The sequence below is a fragment of the Actinoallomurus bryophytorum genome (assembly GCF_006716425.1).
GTDB classification, from domain to species: Bacteria; Actinomycetota; Actinomycetes; order Streptosporangiales; family Streptosporangiaceae; genus Actinoallomurus; species Actinoallomurus bryophytorum.
The window spans coordinates 5,202,520-5,226,250 of sequence record NZ_VFOZ01000001.1; the positions used below are offsets into that span (position 1 = coordinate 5,202,520).

Below are 23,731 nucleotides of genomic sequence, written 5' to 3' on the forward strand. Positions count from 1 at the left end.
CGGACAACAAGATCGCAACATCCGAGCACCCACCGAGCACCCAGCGTTCCGCCAGCACGGCCATCGTCGGGCGCAGGTCATGGCGAAGGGCTCCTGTCCGAAACCCCACAGGCCTGGGGGAAGGCCGCCCCGGTCGACGGCCGCCGACCGCACGTGCGATGACCTCGACGTGTCAAGGTCTTACTAATTATGTTCTGACCTGCGGTTTTTCGAGGTTTCGCAGGTCAGCGCTGTACGTCGATGTTCGGTGACGCTTGTTCGGGACGGTCACACACCGGTTCCACCCGGCCCGGCGCCCTTGCCCACGATCAGCTCCAGCCTGCCGCCGGAGAGATGGTCGACGGTCGCGTTGTCCTCGGCGACGCGCACCGGGTCGAGCATCGACAGCACGGTCACGCCGGTGAACAACCGGATCCTGCTGGTCAGCGCCGCGACGTGTGCCAGCACAACCGGTGGCGCACTCGGCAGGGACGGTGCTCAACTGGAGATTGCCGTCCGGGACCTGAGCGCAGCGGGCTTACCGGGTCAGCGGTCTCGCGGGTGACCGGGCGTGGGACACCGGACGGGCCAAGTCGGACCGGAGCCGGTGTAGCGATCAGCCGAGCCAGGTGAGGTCAACTGACGGTGACGGGGTGCCGGACGACGGCGTCGAACAGGTAGCCCAGGGTGTTGTAGCGGGCGGTGTCGGGCTGGGCGTGGCCGGTCTCGTCGACGGCGCGGGCGAGCAGTTCGTAGGGGCCCTGGTGCGCGGGGCGCCATGGGAAGGTCCAGCGCAGCCAGGCACGGTGGCCCTCTTGCTCTTGGCGATGCGCTTGGTGCCAGGTCGTACCGCCGTCGGTGCTGATCTCCACTCGGAGAATCCGGCCGTTGCCGGACCACGAGCGGCCGTGCAGCATGTGGGTCCGGCCCGCGCTGAGCTGGGCCTGCCGGGGCAGCTCGAAGGCGCTCTTGGTGACCTGGCGGGTGATCGGCGGGCTGCCCTCGGCCGGGTAACCGGGGCCGAACAACCGGTAGTACTGGGTGTCCCACGGCGATGACAGTTGGTGGTCGGAGACCTGGATGTCGCCGACCCACTTGATGGAGGCGATGCCGATCCAGTTGGGGACCACCAGCCGTACGGGGAAGCCGTGGTCGGGTGGCAGCGGTTCGCCGTTCATCTCATAGGCCAGTAGGACGTCCCGCGACGCCTTGGTGACCGGCAGCGGACGGCGGACGTGGCCATGGTTCACGCCGGCGTCGGTCCACTCGTCGTCGAGCCCACGCGGCATGACGTCCACGGCATGGTGGCTCAGGCCGGCCAGCTCCAGTACTGTCCGCAACGGTACGCCGCGCCAGCGGGCGACGCCGACCGCGCCCAGGCCCCATGCGGTTCCGGTGACCGTCTGCTGCTGCTGGCTGGTGTAGAAGCTGCGGCCGTTGCCGGTGCACTCGATGAACGCCGTGACCGTCTCGGCCGGGAGCCTGCGCAGCTGGTCGTAGTCGAACTCGATCGGGGCCGCCTCCGTGGGGGCGCCGCGCAGCCCGGTGCCCCACAGCTTCAACCGCCAGGTCGCGGCCTCGATGAGGGGGGTACGAGTGTGGTCGCGCACGAAGAATCGGTCGATGGGGGTGGTGTATCCCTGTCCCTGCATCGCCTCCCACTTCATCTCTGCGTTGCTGCCGAACACCGTGAACAGCTCCGGTGGCAACGGCTTCACGATCGGCTCCGACGTGTCGTCCGCCGACGCCGAGCCCGCCATTCCCCCCACCAGACCCAGACCGGCTCCCGCCCCGGCCATGGCCGTATAGCGCAGCAGACTGCGCCGTGATATCCCTCCGGCACCACGTGGAGCACGGTCTCGCTCGTACGACGACCCGTCGATGAGATCAACACCCATGAGCCGATATTCCCTCACAATCCCTATAAATGGAACCAATTTAGTAGAGAATGTCTGGCCGGCTGGCGGGCGGCGCCTGGCAGCGGAAGTGCGCCTGTCCGTGTTCTGGCGTGGACCATCGGTGATGTGTCCACTTGCGTTGATTCCTTGCGGCCAGGCGACACGTTCGGTGCGGTAGGTCGCACGGCCTCGGCTGTCGTGGGCCGATCGCGCGATGATCGCAGCGCTGGTCCGGGTGCTGCCCCGATCGCGGCGGAAGGTTCATGATCCGTGATCGGGACAGCAAATTCACCGCGCTGTTCGATGAGGTGTTCGGCGCCGAAGGCATCCGGGTCGTGCGCACCGCTGCTCAGGCGCCTCGCATGAACGCGATCATGGCGCTGGGTCGGCCTCATACGCCGCGAGATCCTCGCCCGCTCAGAGCGCTACCGGCACCGACACGTGCAGGCGCTCCGATCCCGCCCAGCAGCGCCTGCACGCAGACGAGGACACCCGACCGCGCCACAAACAAGCCGGCCAAGAAGACGAACGAAGGTCAGATAGAGCAGTCGTAACGCCACGAGCATCGACTGCTCTGCTGGGCATCGCCTGCTCACCGATACAAATAACCCCGGGTCACAACCAAGCGGCCGATTATCCAGCATCTATACGATCTACGAAAATGACGTCCCGTCCACGGAAAGCACTCTTAGTAAACCTTGGCTACAAAAAACGGTCAAACGCACCGTCTAGTAGCGAAAGAACGGGCTAAACGCCCACGTACGGAAATAGCGTGATAAATTTTCATTTAGACCAATTTGCAATCCGTGCGAGTCGTTGATCTTAGCATCTATGTGTATTTTTACGATCTATACTGCAGGACCGTTGTATCAAGGGTGTCGGATGCCACGGCAGGTGTCTCGTAATGAAATGATCATTACTTCCTGGTGGCCGGCAGCTGCATTTAGCGCGGTTATCGCTTCGCATGATAACCGACCTGATTATCGATCATTTCCCCGTTCTGCACCAGGCAGGACGGTGGGCCCTATGCGACATAACCGCACGATCATCCAGGCCCTTGTGGGAGCCACCGCTGTCACTGGGGGAATGATCACGCTCGTGCCCGCGGCGTGGGCCACAACCATTCCCGTGGCGTGCAGCGAAAGCGCTCTCGTCTCCGCCGTCAACCTCGCCAACTCCACCCCGGCCAAGGACACCCTCGCCCTGGCGTCGGGCTGTACGTACAGGATGACCTCCAGCCATGGCGGCCTCGCCGACGCACTGCCGGTCATCACCACCCCGATCGAAATGATCGGCCCCGCGACCATCAGCCGCGCCTCGCTGCTGCCCTTCCGTATCGCCGAGGTCAGCTCGACCGGTGACCTCACCCTCACCACAGCGGTCGCACTCACCAACGGCAGCGCCCTTGGTGACGGTGGCGCCATCCTGAACCACGGCGCGGTGACCCTCACCGGCAGCAGGCTGAGTGGCAACCACGCCACGGGCAACGGCGGTGGCCTGGCCAACGCCGACACCCCCTCTGGCACCGCGCCCGCCGCGACGTTCACCAACAGCCCGGTGTCCACCAACAGCGCATTGCTGAGCGGCGGCGGCATCTACAACGGCCGGAGGGGGACGCTGACGACCACCGGCGTCTCCGGCAGTCCGATGTTCATGACCGGTAACACCGCAACGCTCCGGGGCGGCGGCATAGCCGCGGTCAGCTCCACCGCGACCACCCTCACCCAGACCGCCGTGACCGCCAACAACGCCGCCCTGAACGCCGGTGGCGTCTATCGCCAAGGCGGCACCATGACCACCACCAGCTCGCCGATCAGTGCCAATACCACGAACAACTGCGTCGGCAGCTCCCCGGCGGTACCTACCTGCACCGGATAACCGCCCGCCTTCCACCCTCACTCAATCGATGCAACGCCCCCTCCAAGAAGGAGTATCTGACATGGGAATACCCATCCTCGGTGGCCTCGTCGACTCTGTCGTCGGCATCCTCACCGGCACCGCCCACGGAATCATCGGCGCCGCCGGCGCCGTCATCTCCTCCCTCATCGGCTAGATCCGAACCTGCCAGGCATCGTTCATACCTGGCGGCTCCTACCTAGATGAAGGCCTCTGAGCCTCCAGTGCCTCAACAGCGATCCGACCGCCAAGCGCAGCGACGCCTGGCGGTCGTTCGCCGCACGGAGGAGGTCACGAGGAACGTCTCAGGAAACTACCGGCGAGCAAATCGCGCTCAAGCGAACGGGCACGGTTCATGCGCGAAGTCGCATCGCCCGAGCGCCGCACCATCGGACCATCGTGAACTCCCATGGCGCGCACCTCCCCGCAGGAGCATTCTGATTTACCTCCTGTGCGTGCGGCAGCCTCGGGCAGCTACTGGACCGCAGCGGCGGGCGGAGCTTGCTGGGCTCGATTGGAGGCGGAGATGATCGCATTGATGGCGTCGAGGCCGGGCATTGGCGATAGCGAGCTGCGGGGCGCGGAGATGGCGCCAACCACGGTCGGGATGCGCCGGCTGAGAAGTTCTTGGCCGACACCATGAACGAGTCGCCCCGTTCAGTGATCTTGGAGTGACCGAGTGTTGTTGGGTCGTTGGGCTTCGGCGAGTTGGTCTTCGAGGATGATGATGCGGCAGGCGGCGTCCAGCGGGGTGCCATCGTCGAGGAGTTCGCGGGCGCGGGCGGCCAGGCGGAGCTGGTAGCGGGAGTAGCGCCGGTGGCCGCCCGGCGAGCGCTGCGGGGTGATCAGCTTCGCCTCGTCCAGGCTGCGCAGGAATCCCGGGGTGGTGCCGAGCATCTCCGCGGCGCGGCCCATGGTGTAGGCGGGGTAGTCGTCATCGTCGAACTTGTCGGCCATGCTCTGCTCGGCTTGATCCATTGAACCTCCACATCATGAGGGCCCCGGTGCCGTAGCACCGGGGCCCAGGGTTTTAGGTATCAACACCATCTACCGACGAGGACGTCGGCTTGTCGTATCCGCACCGGCCATCTGAGACGGCGCGGAGTGCGGGGATCGCGTAAGCGTGACCGAAGACCACCTTTCGTTCCGATGGGACTGCGGTACCCGCGCGGCGGAACACAACCGGCAGCGGGCGATCCGACGGCGTATGACCCTCCCCTTCTCCTCTGATCTTCCTCAAAACCTTTCCGTACCGGCCCGGACCTTCTGGAACACGAACCTCGTCCCAGCGCGTCCGACGGCCGCTTGCCACCGCCCGGAGCCACTTCCCTCAACTTGGCCCCGGCGCACCTGACGTCTAACTTCCCACTTCACTGCGACCCGGAGATTTCCGGACCTTCTGGGACCTGCCAACCTCGCCCCAGCGCGTCCAACGGGCCATCCGTCACTGCCCGGAGCCACCTACCGTTACCAAGCCCCAGCGCACCTGACGTCGTGCTCACCATGTCCACGGGTAGTTCGTTGTCTCCCGTGCCTCTTTGATGTTCTCTTCTCTCGCGACATCGGGAACACTACCCAGCACGACAGCGAATGTCTACTCCGGCCACATAAGATTTTCTTTGGCTCTTCGTCACCGCGGTCCCCTCACCGGTGAGCGTCCTCAGCCCACGGTGTCCTCGCCCGGGGGTCTGACCAGCCCCGCGCGATCAGCGGTCGATGGTCAGCCGGCGTAGGGTGCCCTGTTCGTCCTCGTTGGTGAGGTGAGGTGGGTGGCTGTACACCTTCAGCATCCCCAGGCGAGTAGGCCGGCGAGCGCGGCCACGGTGACGAGGTCCTCCCCGCCACGGATCAGCAAGATGGGGTTCGCTCGTCTGCTCGCCGCGCATCCGGATGCGCGTGGCGCTAGTGATGACGCCGTACGGTACGCGTCCCGATCTCCCCGCGGTCAAGCGTGTCTGCCACGATCGAGGCCTGCCGCTGACAGTGGACGAGGCGTGGGGACCACATCTGCCGTTCCATCGATGAGCGGCTCACGGCCCAACCTAACGATGGTGGTGGTTGGCGGTGGAGGATGGACAGGCTCCGGAATATCCGATGCTCCAGGACCGTGCGCCGACTACTCGGCCGGAGTCGGTCTTGCCGGGTCGCAGGGAGCGCAGACGTTCAGCGGTCGCCGGTTCGAGTGACGGCTCTGGGCCGGTGCGTCTGGCCGTGAGGGCGTGGTGGGAGAACGTGGGCGACGGGTTCGTCCAGGCGGGGTTTGAGCTGCTGGTGCCGTTCCTTGGCTTCTTCGACGGTGAGGCCGAGGATCGCGGCGATCTGTTCCCATCCCATGGCTGATGCTTGCGCGGCATCGAGCAGACGCGCTTCGGTCTGGTCCATGTCCAGGCGGGCCGCCTCCAGGACCACCAGTGCGGCGGCCACCTCCATCGGCTGGGGTTGGTCGCCGGGGCCTCGTTGGGCTCGATCAGAGGCGGCGAGGACCGCGTCGATGGCATCCAGGTCGGGCAGGGGATGCTCTATGAGGTCCCACAGGACCTGATCCGCACCGGTGGCGTAGCGCGGTGTCAGGTAGGCGCGGGCGGCGCGCACCATCTCCGGCGACGGTGCAGGCAGCCACGTCCTCATGTCCTCACCCATGGCGAAGCCGGCCCGATGACGGTTCAGGGCCGCTGGTCATGAGCGCGCTCGTCTCGCCCAGCGAGATAGACGGTCCGCACGGGAGCCTGTCGCAGGGTGGCCGGTTATCGGTCTGCGGGCTCGGAGGGTGGAGGCAAGGGCGATCATCTCGGTGACCAGTCCGGGAATGTTCCCAGGCGATGGTGCCCATGACCGACTCCTTCGGAGTAATGAGTCGAGGCTTGCAAGGGGAAGGTCTTCCGGGCCGGTCCATGGCAGGCGCCCGATCGCCCGTGGGAGGGGGCGCTGCTCTGGTGTCCGCTCACCCCTGAGCCAACCTCAGCGGAGCCATGCGGGAAACAGCCGATTCCGGAAAGGGCCATCACCACAATCGATCACGATGCGTTCTGCATCAGGGGCGACGGCGGCTCTGGGCAGCCAAGCGTGGGCTGAGCATGAACCCGGTTCTTGCGGGCCGGGGAACGGACCGGTCAGACCAGACGCTGGTGCACGTAGCACCATCTCCACCGCGGGCCCGGCGCTACGGCCGCGGCGATCGGATGGTGGGTCTTTTCGTAGTGGGCCTTGGCGTGCTGGTTGGGTGAACCGTCCGAACACCCGACCCGGCCACAGGTCAGGCAGATCAACAGGATCGCCCGGCGGTCCTCGTCGGCCCGGCAGTCCGGGCAGAAGCTGGTCTGAGGGGTGACCGGTGTTAGGCCGTCGAGGTGCTCACAGTGTGGCGCCTGGCCGTTCGCGCTGACCGCGGCGGCGTCCAGGGCCTCGGTCTGGTTGGGGACCATCACAGGTTCCTTCGTCATACTGGGGAGACCGGGCACGGGCCCGGCTGGTCCTCTCAGTCAAGCCCGCCGGTGTCATGTCGGAAACACCTGACCCGGCCAAAGCCCATCACCACAGCCGATCACCCGCCAATGCCGGTGAGGAGACTGCCTGCACGGACCTAAGTGGAGGTCCAAGGGGCTTGATCTCTCCCCAAACCATGGTGCTGTGATGCAGAATTCAATTCACCTGTCACATCGGCACCGGCCGCGTCCATGGTGTGGTTCCTGCTAGGCAGCAAAGCGCCTGCGGGTGGGTGGTGCGGTGAGTCGAGTGAATCGATGAGAGCGGGATCGTCGATGAAGACGGGGGATTGTTCGGGCGTGAGGTGGTCGGCGTCAGCAGCTCGTGCACCGCGCCGTGCCCGATCTCCTCGACGGCGCCGCGGAAGTCGCTGTCAGGGCAGGGTGCCCGCGGATCACTATTCATCGATATCGAACCAGATCCTCGTCGCCGCGGGGCCTGTAGGCCGCTTCACTCGTGCGATATCCGGATGGGACGCGCGCCAGTCCGAGGTGGTCAAGGCGATCCTCAGCGAGACGCAATACGGCAACCAGCACGTCGGCCTCCCAGATCTGAACCAGCCTCGACCCCGCGGCTCTCTCGAATACCTACGCGACGCTGGGAACGGCGGTACCCGATCCGCAGAACGGCGAACTGCGCCTGCTCACGGAACAATGAAAGGGCGGCTGGGCGAGTGCATCAGCGCACTACGGCTCTGATCCATGACCGCGATCCGCTCTTCACCACCGCGTTCGCCGAGGTGTTCAAGGCCGAAGGCCTGCGGATCATCACCACCCTGCGGCATACGCCGCGGATGAACGCCCTCTGTGAACGCGTCATCGGAACCCTCCGCTGTGAACTCCTGACCAGATCCTGATCATCGGCGAACGCAATCTGGCCCTGATATTCCGCGAGTACCTTAACCCACTAGAACGGGCATGAGGCACACCAATCCTGGCTCCAATGGCCCCCGAACATCGAAACGCAGCCGATCCGAGACGTGGCCAACCTGTGATCCATCCGCCGAAAGCCCGCCGTCGGCGTGATCAGCGAATATCAACGCTGCGTAATCCTAGATCAGGCCACATAACCCCATTTTCGAGCGGCACACCGTCGAAGGTAGAGGTGTACTTGCCGTCCCTGGCTTGCGTATTGCAGAACCGGCACCTGGTGAAGGTCTCCCGACGCGGTGGCCTGGGGAAGGCCGAGATCACCGAAGCCGGGATGCACTACCTCATCCATGGCACCTATCCGCCACCACGTCGCCGACCGGCACCAAGCGCGAAGCCACGCCAACCAAATCTCCACGAACCTCGTGGCTGATGCTTGTGCGGCATCAAGTAGACGCGCTTCGGTCTGGTCCATGTCCAGGGGGCCGCCCCCAGGACCACTCGTGCGGCGGCTATCTCCATCGGCTTGGGCTTGGTCGCCGGGGCTTTGCTGGGCTCGATCGGAGTCGGCGAGGACCGCGTCGATCGCATCCGGGTCGGGCAGGGGATGCTCGGTGAGGTCCCACAGGATCTGGTCCGCGCCGATGGCGTGGCGCGGTGTCAGGTAGGCGCGGGCGGCGCGCACGGTCTCCGGCGACGGCGCAGGCAGATACGTCTTCATGTCTCACCCATGGCCGACTCCTTAGGAGTGGTGAGTCGAGGTTCGCAACGGAGCGGCCGTCCGGATTCGGTTGGTGCGGGGCCGGATCGTCGGTAGGAGGAGCCGTGCTCTCGTGGCCGCTTGCCCCTGAGCCAACATCACCTGAGCCGCACGGGTAACAGCCGGAAGGGGTCATCACCGCAATCGATGGCCATGCGATCCGCATCAGGGCGAGGGCGGCTCTGGCCGATTTGCGGGGGTAAAGTCGAGTTGAACGACACTGTGACCTGCGGCTGGCTGTGTCTGCATGATGCGGGTCGCGTCCGGTTCCTGGCGAGGTGGGCCCGGGACGGACCTATCGCGATGTCCACGGGGCATCCGGTGATCTTTCCCAGTGGCTCTGGTGGCCCCTACGTGGCATGTCGACGTTCGTCATCCGGACGCTGTCGCCAGGTTCGCATGATCATGAGTCGCGCAGGGGGGAGTAGGGCATGAAGTGCGGATGTCAGATGGCGGTCGCCGTCGTGGGGGGTTACGTTCTGGGGCGAAACCGTAAGATCCGGTCGGCCGTGCTCCTGGCGCTTTCGGCGGCAGCGGGGGCAAACTTCCCATAGAGCCTAGTGAACTGCTACACCACACGGCTTTGGGCGGCCCACTGGACAAGCTCACTGGGGATCTTCGTGGCCGCTTGGTCGAATCGGGCATGGCGGTGGTGAGGAAGGTGGCGAGCAGCGGCATCGAGTCGTTCAGCGACAAGCTGCGGCAGCGTGCCGACACGTTGCGGGGTCCAGGCACCACGAAGGGCACAGAGCCCGGGGAAGGCGAGGGACCGGAAGCGCCGGCCAGAAGGAAGGACTCGGCCCGGCGAGAGCGGCCTCGAGTGCCGGAGCGTGAAGAGACGTCGGACGCCTATGACGACGAGGACGAGGGCGATGAGTATGAGCGCGGTGAGCCGGAGTCGGAGCGTGGCTACCGGGAGGAGCGCCGTCCGCCGCCCCGGCCAACGCGCTCCGAGCCTCGTCGGCGAGCGCCGCGACAATGACCGCCCAAGAACGCGACGACCGCCGCGGTGACCGAGCTGTGAAACCTGATCAGGTCCCCGCGTCGTGCCGTTACGCGTGGGCTGTGCCGGGTTTGGACCGCGTCCGTGCTGGATGACCCATCGTGCCGGTTGGCGACTTAACGCTGGAGAACGGGGATTACCTCATGGCCCTCATCGTCTCGGTGCCGCGAGGTTGGGGTTCTGGACTGACGCCGCGCACCGCCACGGAACCTGTGCCGGAGCCAGGTTTCGAGAGTGTTGGCACTGTCTGATCAGGCGTTCCGGGCCGTCCGGTTCCTGCTCAGGCAAGTGGGCTCATGTCTTCGTCGGGGGTCCGGGCGGTCGCGAGGTGCACCAGGGCATCGTGCAGCGACGTCTTGATCGCGTCGTGGGAGGTATGGAGATGAGCGGCGGCCTGCGGGTAGGTATGGCCGGCGTAGTAGGTCAGCGTCACCGCCTCGCGTTGTATCTCGGTGAGGGTGTCCCAACCGTCCCGCACCTGCTGGTGCTCTGTTCTTTTGTCGCCTTCACCCGTGCCCTGGCCCAAACGCCGGCTCGTCGCGGATCCGTCCGCACCGGTGTGATCGCCTCGGTCAGCGCGTTTCCGGTCGACCGCACGGCGATGCGTACAAGACATTACCCACGCCAGCACGCTGCCGTGGGACGCTTCATAGCGTGGCGCTGTCTGCCACAACTCCACCAGGACTTCTTGGGTCACTTTCTCGCATTGAGCTCGATCGCGCAGCACGTGCGTCACCAGTCCGTAGACGGGTCCGGACACCGCCGCGTACATGCGCTCGAAGGCCTCCCTGTCACCGCAGGCCACCCTTTCCATCAGTTCCTCCAAGTTCAAGCCATCCTCCAGGCCGATCATGTGGCTCCTCCTTTGAAACACGACCGCCAGTGGTTTTCGGGAGCTCCGCGACGCATCTGAGGACCCGAAGACGTCGGCGCGACCTTCCCGAAGGCCGGCCGACCACTCTCCAGCCAAGACCACCGACCCGACCGCGGCCACCGGCAATCCGAGCAAGGCCCATCACCACAAGCGATCACGACGCCTTTCAGGCTGGTAGTCGGTCTGTTGTCCTTGGCGAAGACCCGGCATCCCCTCATGGTTGGCCGCCAACGAACACTCCATGTACGGGCCGACCGACCGAATGAACACGCATCAGCACATGATGATCACCTGGTCATCAGCTCGTGTGATGGTCTGAGCTCAGGTTCGAGGTTTCCGTGTTGACGCCACCGCGCTTACCTGATCGTATGCACGTCGCGCTCATCTCGCCCTCGCCGTCAACATCGCAGCGTTGCTGATTAGATGCCGGCCAACCGGTCGTCCAGCAGCACCAGCGGCGTCTCGTTTGCCAGATCGGGCGCGCCACACACCGGGCCATCCATGATGTGGCCCCTAGGGCCGGAACGTTCCCTTCCCCTCACTGACGAGCGCCTGTGCGATTACCGACCACGACTTAACCAGGGAATCATCCGTACCGCCATTACAGAAATTGGCAGAGAACGGTCAGCATGCCTGGACGATGTCTCCAACCTGCTTTGTCAAAGTCCTCTCAGGGAGGTCGGCATGCCTGCCAGAATCGACTACGATGACGGCCACGCTGAGGCGTTGTTGAACGAACTCAAATCATTGACACACGCGGACCCGCGGCGAGAGGAGCTCCGCTCGGAGCTGGTACGAATGCATCTACCGGTCGCCTATGGCATTGCACGGCGATACGCACAACATGACGAGCCTCTCGAGGATGTGCGACAGGCCGCAATGCTAGGCCTCGTCAAGGCTATCAACCGCTTTGACGCAGCCCGCGGTGAACGTTTCTTGGCTTATGCGGCCCCCACGATGACCGGTGAGGTAAAACGGCACTTCCGAGACCACACGTGGCTTTTGCGCATGCCCCGCCGCCTCCAGGAGCTCCGGTTGGCGATGCGTGATGCCCGGCAGGACTTCTTCCGTGAGCACAATCGCGCGCCGACCGTCCCGGAGATCGCGGAAGTCCTCGAGATCGGCGTGGAAGAGGCAGTCGAGGTGGTCGGTACGTTCGACGCGTACCGCCCGTTCTCGCTCGACACGCCGGTCGGTAACAATGAGGACGCCGCGACCTACGGCGACCTCATCGGAGGGAACGACACGGCGATCGAAGACATCGTCGACCACGTCACCCTGCGCCCCCTACTCGAGGGACTCCCGGAGCGGGAACGCATGATCCTGCTGCACCGCTTCTACGGCAACAAGACCCAGACCGAAATCGCCGAGCTGATGCACCTGTCTCAGATGCACATCTCCCGGCTCATCAACCGCGCGCTGAGCGGCCTCCGGGCCGAACTTCTCAAAGACATCTGAGCCGCCCTCGACGGCAGCGCTGCCTGCAAACAGGGGCGGAGAAGATCGGGCAGCCCGCTCAGCTTCGCGCAAGGCGCGGACGGCGGCACCGGTGGCGGTGATCTCCGCGTCGGGGGTGTCGTCGCGGCCGGGTCGAGGGCGACGCTGAGGGAGGCGGCCATCGCGGCGATGCCGATGCGGAGCCGATGGAGGTAGCAGGCCGGGGTCGATGCTGCCGGAGCGGGTGGCCATGACCAGGCCGTCGAGTGGTGTCAATCCCATGGTCGTGTCGACGGACCTGCCCCAGTCACCGCGCGCAGAGATGCGCTGGGATTACGCGACTTCGCCACCGCTCCGCTGCGGACCTCGGTCACATCGACCGGCTGAACCTGTCGGCGATCAGCATCAAAACCCGCCGTTTCGTGTGATCGGGCAATCCGCGTGCGGTGTTGCTCCGAATCATCATCATGCGTATCGATGTGGTCCTGCCGTGTCTGAACGAGGCCGATGCGCTGCCTGCGGTGGTCGCAGCACTGCCCTCAGGTTTCGACGCCTTGGTCGTCGACAACGGCTCCACCGACGGCACTGACCGGATTGCGGCCGGGCTGGGCGCTCGCGTCGTCCACGAATCACATCGCGGCTACGGTGCCGCGGTGCACACCGGCCTGCAGTGGGCGACCACCGACCTTGTCGCGTTCATCGACGCGGACGGCTCGATCGACCCGGCCGCGCTCATCGATCTTGCCGCCGTCGTGGCTGCCGGCCGCGCCGACCTGGCGGTGGGCCGGCGGATCCCGGTCGACCGATCCGCTCAGCCGTGGCACGCCCGCGCCGGCAACGCCGTACTCGCGGCGCTTCTGCGTCACCGCGGCGCCCCCGTACACGACGTCGCCCCCATCCGGGTGGCCGACCGCGGGCGGCTCATCGACCTGAACATCACCGATCGGGCGTTCGGCTACCCGCTGGAGTTGCTGCTGCGCGCCGTCCAGGCGGGCTGGCGAATTCATGAGATCGACGTGCCGTATCGGGCCAGGGCCGGCGGAAAGTCGAAGGTCTCCGGCTCGGTCCGCGGAACCCTTCGAGCCGCCCGCGACATGACGAAGGTCGCGTGCCGGTGACGAAGCCGAGGCCGACCGGCAGGGTGAGGGGACCGGAGATGATTCTGTTGGTTCTGGCCAAGGCGCCCGTACCGGGCCGGGTCAAGACCCGGCTGTGCCCGCCGGCGACGCCCGAACAGGCCGCCGCCATCGCGGCGGCCGCGCTGCTCGACACCCTGGACGCGGTGGGTGCGCTTCCCGGGGGCCGGACGGTGCTCGCGCTGGCCGGCGATCCGGCCAATGTCCGGTGTGGCAGTGAGCTCACCTCGGCCCTGCGGAAGGTGCGGACCGTCCGCCAGCGTGGCTCCTGCCTGGGCGAGCGCATCGCAGCGGCGCATCTGGACGCGTCGGCGATGCTGCCCGGCCTGCCCACCCTGCAGGTCGGCATGGACACTCCGCAGATCGATCGCGGGTTGCTGGAGACCTGCCGGCGCAGGCTGCACGCGCCGGGTGTGGAAGCGGTGCTGGGGCCGGCCGATGACGGCGGCTGGTGGGCGCTCGGGCTCCGTGATCCGAAAGCCGCTTCCGCGATCGTCGGCGTCGAGACGTCACGGCCTGACACCGGTGCTCGTACCGAGCAGGCGCTGCGCCGGCGTGGCCTTCGTCTGGCCCTACTGCCGGCCCTGTCCGACGTGGACACCGTCGAGGATGCAGTGCGCGTGGCGGCTGCCGCACCCATGACCCGCTTCGCCGCCGAAGTGGGAAAGCTGCTGTGACGATGCAACGGACGACCGACACCGAAAGCGACCCCCAGCCGTTCGAGGCGGCGCTGAGCGGCCACGCCCGTCGCCTCGAGCTGGCCGACGGACGTCTGATGTCGCTGGCAGTGGGCCGGTGGCATGAGCTCGCTGATCAAGATGACCACTGGATGCTCAAACACTGCCACGGCCCCACCATCGATCTGGGATGCGGACCGGGGCGCCTCGTCCAGGCTCTGACGGAAAGAGGTGTGCGCGCCTTGGGCGTCGACACATCTCCACGTGCGGTGAGGCAATGCCGAGCACGCGGCGCGCCCGCCCTCCAACGTGACGCGTTCGCTTCGCTGCCGAACGAGGGGCACTGGCGCCATGTGCTGCTCGCCGACGGCAACATCGGCATCGGCGGATCACCGCGAACGCTGCTGCGCCGCGCGATCTCCATGGTGAGGCCTTCAGGCACCGTGCTGCTGGAGATCGAGCGGCACGGTGCCGGCCTGTGGCGTGGAGCCGCTCGCCTGCGGGGCCCTGTGGGCAGCATCGGCTCCTGGTTCCCCTGGGCCGTCGTCGGAGCAGATGCCCTGCCCGAACTGGCCGCATCCTCAGGACTGCGGGTGACCAGGACCTATGCCCGCAACCGTCGGTGGTTCGCCGAGCTCGTCAGGTGTCCCTCGTGAGGGGCGGTCGCCGGTGCCACACCGCGAAGTCCCGCGGTGATGACGGACCGCTTGCGGATCCCGCGGAGTACGGCTTTCCCGCGGCGCTGTGGCGCGCCCTGGAACGGCGCCGTCCACCCGGACTCGACAGAATCCAGGCCTGGCGGAGCCCGCTGCGCGGACCGTGGCTGACCTCGGTGCTGGGCCTGGTCCTGCTGGTGGCGCTGCCCGTGGTGATCATCACTGGGCTGTTGTCGTACGCCGCGTACGCGCCGAGGTTCGGTCAGGCGTTCCCGGCTCACGTCGGCTGGCTGCGGCTGCCGTTCTTCGACTGGCCGACCCGTCCGGTGTGGCTGTACCGGCTCAACCAAGGGGCGCACGTCACGCTGGGGCTGGTCCTGGTGCCGATCGTTTTGGCGAAGCTGTGGTCGGTGGTGCCGAAGCTGTTCGCGTGGCCGCCGGCGCGTTCACTCGCCCAGGTCGTCGAGCGGCTGTCGCTGTTGTTGCTGGTCGGCGGCGTGCTGTTCGAGATCGCGACCGGTGTGCTCAACATCCAGTACGACTACCTGTTCGGGTTCAGCTTCTACACCGCCCACTTCTACGGCGCGTGGGTGTTCCTCGCCGCGTTCGCCGTGCACGCCACGATCAAGTTTCCGCACCTGGTGCGCGCGCTGCGGTCCCGTTCGTTCCGCGAGGAGATGCGGACCTCCCGCGCCGACACGCGACCCGAACCCCTCGATGACGAAGGGCTGGTCGCCGCCGACCCCGCCCCTGCGACGATCAGCCGGCGCGGCGTCCTGACCGTCGTGGGCGGCGGCAGCGTTCTCGTCGCCGTCCTGACCGTCGGGCAGAGCCTCGGCGGAGCCGCTCGCCGGGTGGCGCTGCTGGCGCCGCGCGGCGGTTACCGGGAGACGGCGGCCGACTTCCCGGTCAACCGCACCGCGGCCTCGGCGTCGATCAGGCCTGCCGACGTCGGCGAGGGCTGGCGGCTGGTGCTGGTCGCGGGCGCGCGCGTGATCCAGCTCGACCGGGCACGGCTGCTGGCCATGCCCCAGCACACGGCCCGGCTGCCGATCGCCTGCGTCGAAGGCTGGTCGACCGTACAGACCTGGAGTGGCGTACGGCTGCGTGACCTCGCCGCACTCGCCGGCGTGCCACGCCCGGCCTCGGCGCACGTACGGTCGCTCGAACGTGGCGGGACCTTCAGCCAGGCCGTGCTGCAGGCCAACCAGGTGACCGACCCCGACGCGCTCCTGGCCCTGCGGGTGAACGGCGCCGACCTGCCCGCCGACCACGGTTACCCCGCGCGCGTCATCGTCCCCGCGCTGCCGGGCGTGCACAACACCAAGTGGGTGCGGTCCATCGAGTTCCGGAGCGCCGGACATGCATAAAGTCCTGAGCACCTTCAAAAGGCCCGACGTGCGCAAGGCCCTGGCGGCCGTCAGGAAGTTCTACGGGGCCAACCCGCTGCACCTGCTCGCCCTCATCGGCTGCTTCGCACTCGCCGGCTACGCAGCGCTGCAGGCCGGCGCTGATGGGAAGTGGCCGGTGATGCTCGCCTGGTTCGCCGCAGCCGTCATCGGCCACGACCTCGTCGTGTTCCCCCTCTATGCCCTGGCCGACCGTTCGCTCGCCGGTGCGCTACACGCACTTTGGCCGCGTCACGCCACGACCGCGCCGCTCGTGCCGGCGGTGAACCACATCCGCGTGCCCGCCCTGGGGACCGGGCTGCTGTTCCTGCTCTTCTTCCCTGGAATCATCCAGCAGGGCCGGCAGACCTACCTGGCCGCCACCGGCCGTACCCAGGAGCCCTACCTGGGCCGCTGGCTCCTGCTGGTTGCCGCCCTGTTCGCCATCAGCGCCATCATCTACGCCGTCCGACTCGGACACGCCCTGCACCGCCGCCGCATGGCCGGGCGTGACCTCCGATGATCCCCACCACACGGCTCGATGCTCCGAAGGTGGCGCGACCGACGTCGGGAAATGCCCGCCTGACCGAGTGGGTCCCGGTGACGGTCTGGGCGTTGCTGATCACGGGAGTCTTCGCCTGGGGAGAGGTCCTGCACCGGACGGGACGTTCGCCACAGGACGACCTGCCACCCTTGCACGCCACCGCACGCCTGCTCACCTGGCAGGTTCTGCCCGCAGCCGGAACAGCCGTCTTGATCCTCACCGTGCTCCCCGTACTCGCCCGCCGGCTGCGATGGCCGCTCCTGGTGCTGCTCGGTTGGGCGGCCGCGGTCGCGTGGGCCTCGGCGCTGGCCATCTCCGACGGGGCAGCAGGGTTCATCGGGCCGATCACCCAGCCCGGTGAGTATTCCAACGGCTTGGCGTCGATCGGTGACCACCCACTGCGCTGGCTCGCCACCTTCACCCAAAAAGCCCAGCAGTACCCGATCCACGTCAAGGGCCACCCGCCCGGCCCGACGCTGATCCTGTGGGGGCTGGATGCGGCCGGACTGCACGGACCCGGATGGGCGGCCGCCGTAGTGATCACCGCCGGCAGCTCGGCGGCCGCCGCCATCGCCGTCACGGTCAAGGCCCTGGCCGGTGAGGAACTCGCCCGCCGTGCCGTGCCGTTCCTGGCACTGGCACCGCTGGCCGTATGGATCGCGACCACCATGGACGCCCTGTTCCTCGGGGTCGGAACCTGGGCGACCGCGCTGCTCGCGCTCGCCGCGGCCCCGCCCGCCCCCAGCCGGCGGAGGGCCACGGTCTGCGCCGTCACAGCGGGCCTGCTGCTCGGCGCCCTGCCCTATCTCAGCTACGGCCTGCTGCCGCTCTTCGCGACGCCGCTTGCCGTACTGGTCCTGGCCCGGCCGCGATGGCCGGTGGTCGCCGTGGTGCTCGCGGCAATGACGATCGTGCCGGCGATGTTCACGCTGGCCGGGTTCTGGTGGCCGGACGGCGTTGCCGCCACGCACCAGGCCTACCTGGCCACCGGAGGTTCGAGCCGCCGTTCCTATCTCTACTTCCTCATCGGCGACTTCGCCGTCCTCGGCCTGCTCGTCGGCCCTGCGGTCGCCCACACCGTACCGACGCTGGCCCGGTCGCTGCGCCACGGCATCAGACGGTCGATGCCGCAGGCTGAATGCGCCTACGCTGGGATCGCGCTGCTCGCCTCTGCCGCGCTGGTCGGCGCGGCCACGCTCGACCTCGCCGGGCTCACCCGTGGGGAGGTAGAACGGATCTGGCTGCCGTACGCGGCCTGGATGCTCATCGCTCCGGCTGCGCACATGCCACCCGGACGCCGATGGCTGGCAGCCCAGGCCATGACCGGCATCTTGGTACAGGCACTCATCCACTCGCCCTGGTGACACGCCGATTTGGGCGCGGAGCGTGGGCGATGACTTGGGGGGAAGTGGAAGAGTCCGGACGGTTAGACAGGTATGGACGGCCTGACATATGGACAAAGCGGACCGTCGTGGTGCGCTGTGGTGAGGAAAGGAGGTGGCGGGTATGGAGCTTCGCCAGCTCCGTTATTTCGTGACGCTGGCCGAAGAGCTGCATTTCGGCCGCGCGGCCGCACGGGAGCACATCGTGCAGTCGGCGGTAAGCCAGCAGGTGCAGCGGCTGGAACGCGAGCTGGGGGTCCAGCTGCTGGAGCGCAGCACGCACCATGTCGCGCTGACCGCGGCCGGATCGGTATTCCTGGTCGAGGCCCGGCAAATCATCGCCCAGGTGGACCGAGCGGCCAAAGTCGCTCGTAGCGCGGTCGAATCCTCGCCCAGGCTGCGGGTCGGCATCATCGACGCCGGCTGCGAATCGATGCCCCAGATCCTGCAGGAGGTCCAGGCCCGCCATCCCGATCTGGTGATAAACCAGGTCGAGGCCAGCGTGCCCGAGCAGTACCACCGGCTTCTCGACGGCCGACTGGACGTGGGGATCGGCCGTGCGGCGCTCGCCCCGGCCGGGGTGGCCTCGCACCTGTTCCGCCAGGACCCGCTGGGGGTACTGGTGCCCGACGGGCATCGCTTCGCGTCCCTGGACGGTGTACCGGTCGCGACGCTCGCGCAGGAGCCGCTGCTGTTCTCCGAGGACGCCCAGGCGCCGGAGTTCAACCAGTTCGTGGTTGAGCTGTGCCGGGCGGCCGGGTTCACTCCCGCCGTGTACGAGGGCACCGTGGAGAGCATCCGCGCCGCCGCCGCACTGGTCGCCGCCGGACGCTGCCTGTACTGCGTACCCGCTTCCTGCATCTCCGCCCTCCCAGGAACCACCTGGCGGCCCCTGATCGAACCGGTGACCCACTACCCGTGGTCGATCCTGTGGCGGGCAGAGGACACCACGGATCACGTGAATGCCCTGATCACCTGTGCGCGAGAGATGTCACAGCGACTGGACTGGCTGATGATCCCGGACCGGACGAACCGCTGAACCCTGAGTCGGTGGGGTGGGGCCTGGGAGTCACTGTCCAATCCGTCCCGAAAGGTGACCCCCCGCGACGATGATCAGGCCAGGTGATGAGGCTTGCTCGGCTTGCCTGTTTCCGTGCGAAGCGAGCGGAGGTTGAGTGAAGGGAGTTTAATCGGCCATTACCCGGCCGCAATGGCGGAGGCCGTATGACTTCCGGTGAGTCCGGTACGGCCCGAAGCGCATGCCGGTATCTGGACCAAATCGCCCGCGAGACCCTCTGACAGGCGACCTGCGATCGGCGGACGGATGAGTTGAGAGCTGGCATACGGTGAGCGGATCATGACGGTGGACGCGGGACCCTGGCGTGGATGAGGGCCGGATGGACAGGATCTGGGAGCTGGTCACCAGATATGTCGCCGGGGGGACCGTCTCGGTGGGGAGTGTGTGCGCTGCCTGCGTACCGGCGTTGGGGCTGGATGGGGCCGCGTTGTGGTTGGCAAAGGATGTGAATCGGCGTCTGTTGATTCATGCGACGGACAAGATTTCGGGCGTTTTGCATGAGACCCAGTTCACGTTGGGTGAGGGACCGTGTGTGCAGGCGTGGACGGAGCGGGTGATGGTGTTGACTCCCGACCTGGCCGCAGACGACGCCGCGGTCCGCTGGCCGATGTTCGTACCGGAGGCACTCCTGGCCGGAGCTGGAGCGGTTTTCGCGTTTCCGCTGCAGGTCGGGGCGATCCGGGTCGGTGTCCTGGACCTGTACCGAAAGCGGCCGGGGCCGTTGACGCCGGCGCAGCTCGCTGACGCGCTGGCCTTCACCTCCGCCGCGCTCACACTCGTGCTGCGCCAGGCGCGTTCCGACACTGATCAGACGTCGAACGTCGAGCAGACGTTGCCCCCCGACGGGCTGTCCGGAGGACAGGTGGAGGTCTACCAGGCCACCGGAATGGTCGCCGGCCAGCTCGACACCGGGTTGGAGGAGGCACTGCTGCGGTTGCGCGCCTATGCCTTCGCGCACGCGATGAGCATCACCGAGACCGCTCAGCTGGTCGTTGACCGTCAGCTGCGGTTCGGCGGCGAAGACGATGACTGACCGACCACCGTGGGCTCCCTCGACCCGGGGGACGGCGAAGAGGAGAATGTGGTGAAAGGAGGAGTGGAGATGTCACGCGAACAGGAGCTGTCGCGCGTGTTCGTGGAGCTGGCCGATACCTTGGTCGCCGACTTCGACGTCATCGAGTTCCTGCACACGCTCACCGAACGGTGCGCGGACCTGCTGGAGGTCGACGCCGCCGGGATCTTGCTCACCGACCAGCAGGACAGCCTGCAACTCGTCGCCGCATCCACCCTGCAGGCCAAACAGCTGGAGTTGTTCCAGCTGCAAAGTGAACAGGGCCCCTGTCTGGACTGTTTCACCACGGGGGAGCCGGTGTCTTGTGCCGACCTGACCGCGCAGCCGCAGCAATGGCCCCGTTTCGCCGCGGCGGCGGCCGAAGCGGGCTTCGTCGCGGTGCACGCATTGCCGATGCGCCTGCGGGAGCGCGTCATCGGCGCCCTGAACCTGTTCAGCGTCGACCCCACCGGCCTGAACCACACCACCCTTGCGCTGGGCCGAGCCTTCGCCGACGTCGCCACGATCGGCATCTTGTCCGAACGCGCCGCCCGCGAACAGAATCTGCTCTCCCAGCAACTCCAGAACGCGCTGAACACCCGGATCATCATCGAACAGGCCAAAGGCCTTCTCGCCGAACGCCGTGACTTGTCAATGGACCAGGCGTTCACCACCCTGCGCGGCTACGCGCGTGACAACGGCCGCAAACTCACCGAGGTCGCCTTGGCCCTCATCGACGGCGACAACAGCATCACCGACCTCACCCACCCACAACCCATCCGGTAGAGCCGATCCCACTCGGCGGCCCGTACGTCACGCGCGGGCAGCGTCCTCGCGTCCGATCACCCGCTGTCAGCAGTGACGAACCGGATGTCCTCTTGATGTCTTATCGGGCGTTGCCGAAGCCGCGGTCCGATTCCATGCCCGAGAGCATGAGGGTGATCTTCTCGACGCGGCGGAAGCGTGTAGGTGCCGGAAACTCGGCCACCAGTTGTGACCTGGGGTTTCCTGTCTGATGGGCGGGCGATGCACGAGCCGAACAAGATTGAGCCCTGTGACGCTACGACTGCTCTATCTCATCTTCGTCCGCATACTCGGCTGGCTCGCCCTGCTGGCGCGGTCGGATGCTTCCAAAGAGGCGGAGATTTTGGTGTTGCGGCATCAGCTGGCGGTGCTGCGTCGTCAGGTCGCACGTCCTCGGCCGTCGTGGGCCGATCGGGCGATGATCGCAGCGCTGACACGGTTGTTACCCCGATCCCGGCGGATCGGCCTGCTCGTCACACCTGGCACCGTGCTTCGCTGGCACGCCGACCTCTGAAGCGGCGCTGGACCTACAAACGGACCCTGGTCCCTGCCGAAAACCCCGTCCATGAAGGTCAAGCGGCATTTTCGTAATCGTTGAGTATTCCGCCGAGGCGTTGGCGTCTTCGCACGTCCGGCCGGGTGATCTGGTCGGGTTCGGTGATGGGCGGGGGCAGCGGAGTGCGCGGGCGGGCGTTCGCGATGCCCTGGTGAGGGCGATGAAGGTTGTAGAAGGTCTCGAACTCGCGCAGCGCATGGAGCAAGTGGCGTCGGTTCCAGATCAGGGTACGGTCCAGGAGCTCATGGCGGCAGGTCAGCACCCACCGCTCCATGATCGCGTTCATGCGTGGCGTCCGGACTCCGGTGAGCACGATCTTGATGCTCGCGTCAGTCAGGACGGCGTCGAGTAGCCCGGGGAACTTGCCGTCGCGGTCCCGAATCATCCACCGTGCCTGGCATCGGGCCTCTTCCAAGTCCATCACGAGGTTACGGGCAGCCTGATGCGGCGGTTGGATGCGCGGTCGCGCCCAGGATGCGGATCTGGCGGGTGCGGTGCTCGATCACGGCCAGCACGTACAAGCGCGCTCCGGTCAGGGTGACGGTCTCCAGGAAGTCGCACGCCGGCAGCGCGTCGGCCTGGGACCGCAGGAAGGCGGCCCGGGTGCTGGCGGCGCGTTCGGGTGCTGGGTCGATCCCGGCGTCCTGGAGAATCTCCCACACCGTGGAGGCAGCGACCTTCACCCCGAGCACGAGCAGCTCGCCGTGCACCCGTCGATACCCCCACTGGGGTTCGCCCGGACCGGGCGCAACACCAGCGCCCGGATGGGACGCACCGTCGGCGGCCGGCCTTGCCGTTTCGGCTTTGACCGGGCAGCGTGCCGACGCCGGATGAGGTCGCGGTGCCAGCGGAGCACCGTGTCCGGGCGCACCAGCAGCCGCATCCGGTGCAGCGCGTCGGCGTGAGGCGGTGCGGCAGGGCTGCCAGGAATGCCCTGTCGGTCGGTGCGAACCGGACTCTCGTCCTGCCCATTTGGCGCTCCAGGACCGCGAGTTGCTGTCGCAGCGCCAAGATCTCGGCATCTTTGTCACGATCGGTCATCGGAAGGAGACGCAGGACCGCGAACGTGTTCGTCACCGTCAGGTACGCCAGCCGTAACAACACGGCCGACCATCATGCCGCGGCGACCGCGCCCCCGGACCACACTGCCGACGTAATCAGCCGAGCCGTCACGCGGTGGGACGCCGTCACGGGCGATCACAGCTCTCACCTGCATGGGTGTAGTTTTCGGCACGCGCAGGGTTGGCCTGGTTCAGAGCCCGGTGTGGACGATGGGTGTTGAAATGGGCCTCGTACTCAGCGAGGACCCTGCGCAGATGGCGGGCGTTCATGATGAGAATCCGGTCGAGGAGTTCGCGGCGTACGCTCCCCACCCACCGCTCCATGATGGCGTTCATCCGAGGTGCCTGCGGAGCGGTGAGCACTACGCGGATGCGCTCGGCCTTGAAGACCTCGTCGAACAGTCCCAGTGAACTTGCTGTCCCGGTCTCTGATCATGAATCGGAAGTCGCTGGCTCGGTCGCCCAGGTCGAGCATCAGGTTGCGGGCTTGCTGAGCGACCCAGCCGGCTGTCGGATTCGCCGTGACCCCCAGCACGTGGACACGACGCGTGGCGTGCTCGACGACGGCGAAGCAGTACAGGCGGGCGAGTGTGATCGTCTCGACGCTGAAGAAGTCGCAGGCCAAGATCCCGGACGCCTGGGCTTTGAGGAACTGGCCCCAGGTCAGGTCACCGCGCTGTGGTGCGGGATCGAACCCGGCCTTCTTCAAGATCGCCCAGACGGTGGCCGGGGCGATCTTCCGGCCCAGCACGGCGATCTCGGCAGCGATGCGGCGATAGCCCCAGGTCGGGTTCTCTGCCGTCAACCGCAGGACCAGGGCCCGCATCGCGGGCCGGATCGGCGGTCGCCCCGGCCCGCGCTTGGGATAGGTCCACCGCCGCTTCACCAGCTCAGCGTGCCAGCGTAGAAGCGTCCGAGGCGTGAGGAACAGGTGCTGCCGACGGTGCCGAGGGAGCAGCCGCGCGAGCGCGGAAAGAATCGCCCGGTCCGCCCACAACGGCCGGGGAACGGCGACCTGGCGACGAAGCACCACGAGTTGGTGCCTCAATATCAGGATCTCTGCGTCCTTGGACGCCTGGGATCGAGCGAGCAGCGCGATCCAGCCGAACATCCGTAAGACGATCAAGTACAGCAGCCGCAGAGCCATCCTGAGATCCTGCCGGAGCCAAGCCGACGAGCGCGACGAAACCCCAGATCAA

General features: G+C 66.9%; 25 protein-coding genes and 1 pseudogene. 14 read left to right on the plus strand and 12 right to left on the minus strand.

Annotation, left to right across the window (positions count from 1 at the left end):
* Window positions 1-267 precede the first annotated feature (267 nt).
* Window positions 268-468, minus strand: a complete 201-nt coding sequence (locus FB559_RS24435) for an LLM class flavin-dependent oxidoreductase (protein ID WP_281286340.1) — start codon at window positions 466-468, stop codon at window positions 268-270.
* 146 nt (window positions 469-614) lie between these two features.
* Window positions 615-1,877, minus strand: a complete 1,263-nt coding sequence (locus FB559_RS24440) for a sulfite oxidase (protein ID WP_141958003.1) — start codon at window positions 1,875-1,877, stop codon at window positions 615-617.
* A 263-nt stretch (window positions 1,878-2,140) separates the two neighbouring features.
* On the opposite strand from FB559_RS24440, the gene FB559_RS24445 reads away from it, so the two are divergent.
* Both FB559_RS24445 and FB559_RS24450 read left to right on the plus strand, forming a co-directional pair.
* Entirely contained in the window at window positions 2,141-2,431 is a 291-nt protein-coding gene (locus FB559_RS24445) for a hypothetical protein (protein WP_141958005.1), read from the plus strand.
* Between the two features lie 574 nt (window positions 2,432-3,005).
* Window positions 3,006-3,755 (plus strand): hypothetical protein, encoded by a 750-nt coding sequence (locus tag FB559_RS24450; RefSeq protein WP_141958006.1) that lies wholly within the window; start codon window positions 3,006-3,008, stop codon window positions 3,753-3,755.
* Between the two features lie 675 nt (window positions 3,756-4,430).
* Here FB559_RS24450 and FB559_RS24455 read toward each other — a convergent pair.
* The 3 genes from FB559_RS24455 to FB559_RS24465 form a co-directional block, all read right to left on the minus strand.
* Window positions 4,431-4,751 carry a MerR family transcriptional regulator gene (locus FB559_RS24455; protein WP_141958008.1) on the minus strand — a complete coding sequence of 107 codons (321 nt, stop codon included), beginning with the start codon at window positions 4,749-4,751 and terminating at the stop codon, window positions 4,431-4,433.
* A 1,185-nt stretch (window positions 4,752-5,936) separates the two neighbouring features.
* Window positions 5,937-6,368 carry a hypothetical protein gene (locus FB559_RS24460; protein ID WP_141958010.1) on the minus strand — a complete coding sequence of 144 codons (432 nt, stop codon included), beginning with the start codon at window positions 6,366-6,368 and terminating at the stop codon, window positions 5,937-5,939.
* A 515-nt stretch (window positions 6,369-6,883) separates the two neighbouring features.
* Entirely contained in the window at window positions 6,884-7,195 is a 312-nt protein-coding gene (locus FB559_RS24465) for a UBP-type zinc finger domain-containing protein (protein WP_141958012.1), read from the minus strand.
* Window positions 7,196-7,929: 734 nt separating this feature from the next.
* Here FB559_RS24465 and FB559_RS24470 point away from each other — a divergent pair.
* Window positions 7,930-8,112, plus strand: a complete 183-nt coding sequence (locus tag FB559_RS24470; RefSeq protein WP_141958014.1) for a hypothetical protein — start codon at window positions 7,930-7,932, stop codon at window positions 8,110-8,112.
* A gap of 200 nt (window positions 8,113-8,312) precedes the next feature.
* On the opposite strand, the gene FB559_RS24475 is transcribed toward FB559_RS24470, so the two are convergent.
* Entirely contained in the window at window positions 8,313-8,846 is a 534-nt protein-coding gene (locus tag FB559_RS24475) for a hypothetical protein (protein WP_141958016.1), read from the minus strand.
* Between the two features lie 1,322 nt (window positions 8,847-10,168).
* Window positions 10,169-10,741: a sigma-70 family RNA polymerase sigma factor gene (locus FB559_RS24480; RefSeq protein ID WP_141958017.1), complete on the minus strand. Its 573-nt coding sequence runs from the start codon at window positions 10,739-10,741 to the stop codon at window positions 10,169-10,171.
* 705 nt (window positions 10,742-11,446) lie between these two features.
* Between FB559_RS24480 and FB559_RS24485 the strand changes: the two genes are divergently transcribed.
* Window positions 11,447-12,220 carry a SigB/SigF/SigG family RNA polymerase sigma factor gene (locus tag FB559_RS24485; RefSeq protein WP_141958019.1) on the plus strand — a complete coding sequence of 258 codons (774 nt, stop codon included), beginning with the start codon at window positions 11,447-11,449 and terminating at the stop codon, window positions 12,218-12,220.
* A 192-nt stretch (window positions 12,221-12,412) separates the two neighbouring features.
* On the opposite strand, the pseudogene FB559_RS46825 reads toward FB559_RS24485, so the two are convergent.
* Window positions 12,413-12,502, minus strand: a pseudogene (locus FB559_RS46825) (hypothetical protein); the annotation flags it as partial.
* A gap of 164 nt (window positions 12,503-12,666) precedes the next feature.
* Between FB559_RS46825 and FB559_RS24495 the strand changes: the two are divergent.
* The 10 genes from FB559_RS24495 to FB559_RS24540 all read left to right on the plus strand — a co-directional run bounded on the left by FB559_RS24495 (window position 12,667) and on the right by FB559_RS24540 (window position 21,429).
* A complete protein-coding gene (locus FB559_RS24495; RefSeq protein ID WP_141958021.1) occupies window positions 12,667-13,317 on the plus strand; it encodes a glycosyltransferase family 2 protein in 651 nt (216 codons plus the stop codon).
* 38 nt (window positions 13,318-13,355) lie between these two features.
* Window positions 13,356-14,012, plus strand: a complete 657-nt coding sequence (locus FB559_RS24500) for a TIGR04282 family arsenosugar biosynthesis glycosyltransferase (RefSeq protein ID WP_141958023.1) — start codon at window positions 13,356-13,358, stop codon at window positions 14,010-14,012.
* Window positions 14,013-14,014: 2 nt separating this feature from the next.
* Window positions 14,015-14,668 (plus strand): methyltransferase domain-containing protein, encoded by a 654-nt coding sequence (locus FB559_RS24505; RefSeq protein WP_141961893.1) that lies wholly within the window; start codon window positions 14,015-14,017, stop codon window positions 14,666-14,668.
* Entirely contained in the window at window positions 14,665-16,038 is a 1,374-nt protein-coding gene (locus FB559_RS45710; protein WP_141958025.1) for a molybdopterin-dependent oxidoreductase, read from the plus strand. Before FB559_RS24505 ends, FB559_RS45710 begins: the two co-directional genes overlap by 4 nt.
* A complete protein-coding gene (locus FB559_RS24515) occupies window positions 16,031-16,579 on the plus strand; it encodes a hypothetical protein (RefSeq protein ID WP_221640158.1) in 549 nt (182 codons plus the stop codon). The genes FB559_RS45710 and FB559_RS24515 overlap by 8 nt, the downstream gene beginning before the upstream one ends.
* Window positions 16,580-16,608: 29 nt before the next feature.
* Entirely contained in the window at window positions 16,609-17,964 is a 1,356-nt protein-coding gene (locus FB559_RS24520) for a hypothetical protein (RefSeq protein ID WP_141958027.1), read from the plus strand.
* A gap of 142 nt (window positions 17,965-18,106) precedes the next feature.
* Complete coding sequence (locus tag FB559_RS24525) at window positions 18,107-19,021, plus strand: LysR family transcriptional regulator (RefSeq protein WP_141958029.1); 915 nt, start codon at window positions 18,107-18,109, stop codon at window positions 19,019-19,021.
* 358 nt (window positions 19,022-19,379) lie between these two features.
* Window positions 19,380-20,093: a GAF domain-containing protein gene (locus FB559_RS24530; protein WP_141958031.1), complete on the plus strand. Its 714-nt coding sequence runs from the start codon at window positions 19,380-19,382 to the stop codon at window positions 20,091-20,093.
* 69 nt (window positions 20,094-20,162) lie between these two features.
* Window positions 20,163-20,897 (plus strand): GAF and ANTAR domain-containing protein, encoded by a 735-nt coding sequence (locus FB559_RS24535; RefSeq protein ID WP_141958033.1) that lies wholly within the window; start codon window positions 20,163-20,165, stop codon window positions 20,895-20,897.
* 268 nt (window positions 20,898-21,165) lie between these two features.
* Window positions 21,166-21,429, plus strand: a complete 264-nt coding sequence (locus FB559_RS24540; protein ID WP_141958035.1) for a hypothetical protein — start codon at window positions 21,166-21,168, stop codon at window positions 21,427-21,429.
* 58 nt (window positions 21,430-21,487) lie between these two features.
* Here the strand turns inward: FB559_RS24540 and FB559_RS44815 are convergent, their stop codons facing one another.
* The 4 genes from FB559_RS44815 to FB559_RS24550 all read right to left on the minus strand — a co-directional run bounded on the left by FB559_RS44815 (window position 21,488) and on the right by FB559_RS24550 (window position 23,679).
* Window positions 21,488-21,856, minus strand: coding sequence for an integrase core domain-containing protein (locus FB559_RS44815; protein ID WP_221640159.1), 369 nt, complete (start codon window positions 21,854-21,856; stop codon window positions 21,488-21,490).
* 43 nt (window positions 21,857-21,899) lie between these two features.
* Complete coding sequence (locus tag FB559_RS44820; RefSeq protein ID WP_221640160.1) at window positions 21,900-22,181, minus strand: hypothetical protein; 282 nt, start codon at window positions 22,179-22,181, stop codon at window positions 21,900-21,902.
* A gap of 477 nt (window positions 22,182-22,658) precedes the next feature.
* Window positions 22,659-22,868 (minus strand): integrase core domain-containing protein, encoded by a 210-nt coding sequence (locus FB559_RS46830; RefSeq protein ID WP_221640161.1) that lies wholly within the window; start codon window positions 22,866-22,868, stop codon window positions 22,659-22,661.
* On the minus strand, window positions 22,768-23,679 hold the full coding sequence (locus FB559_RS24550; protein ID WP_221640563.1) for a helix-turn-helix domain-containing protein: 912 nt from the start codon (window positions 23,677-23,679) through the stop codon (window positions 22,768-22,770). The genes FB559_RS46830 and FB559_RS24550 overlap by 101 nt, the downstream gene beginning before the upstream one ends.
* Window positions 23,680-23,731 lie beyond the last annotated feature (52 nt).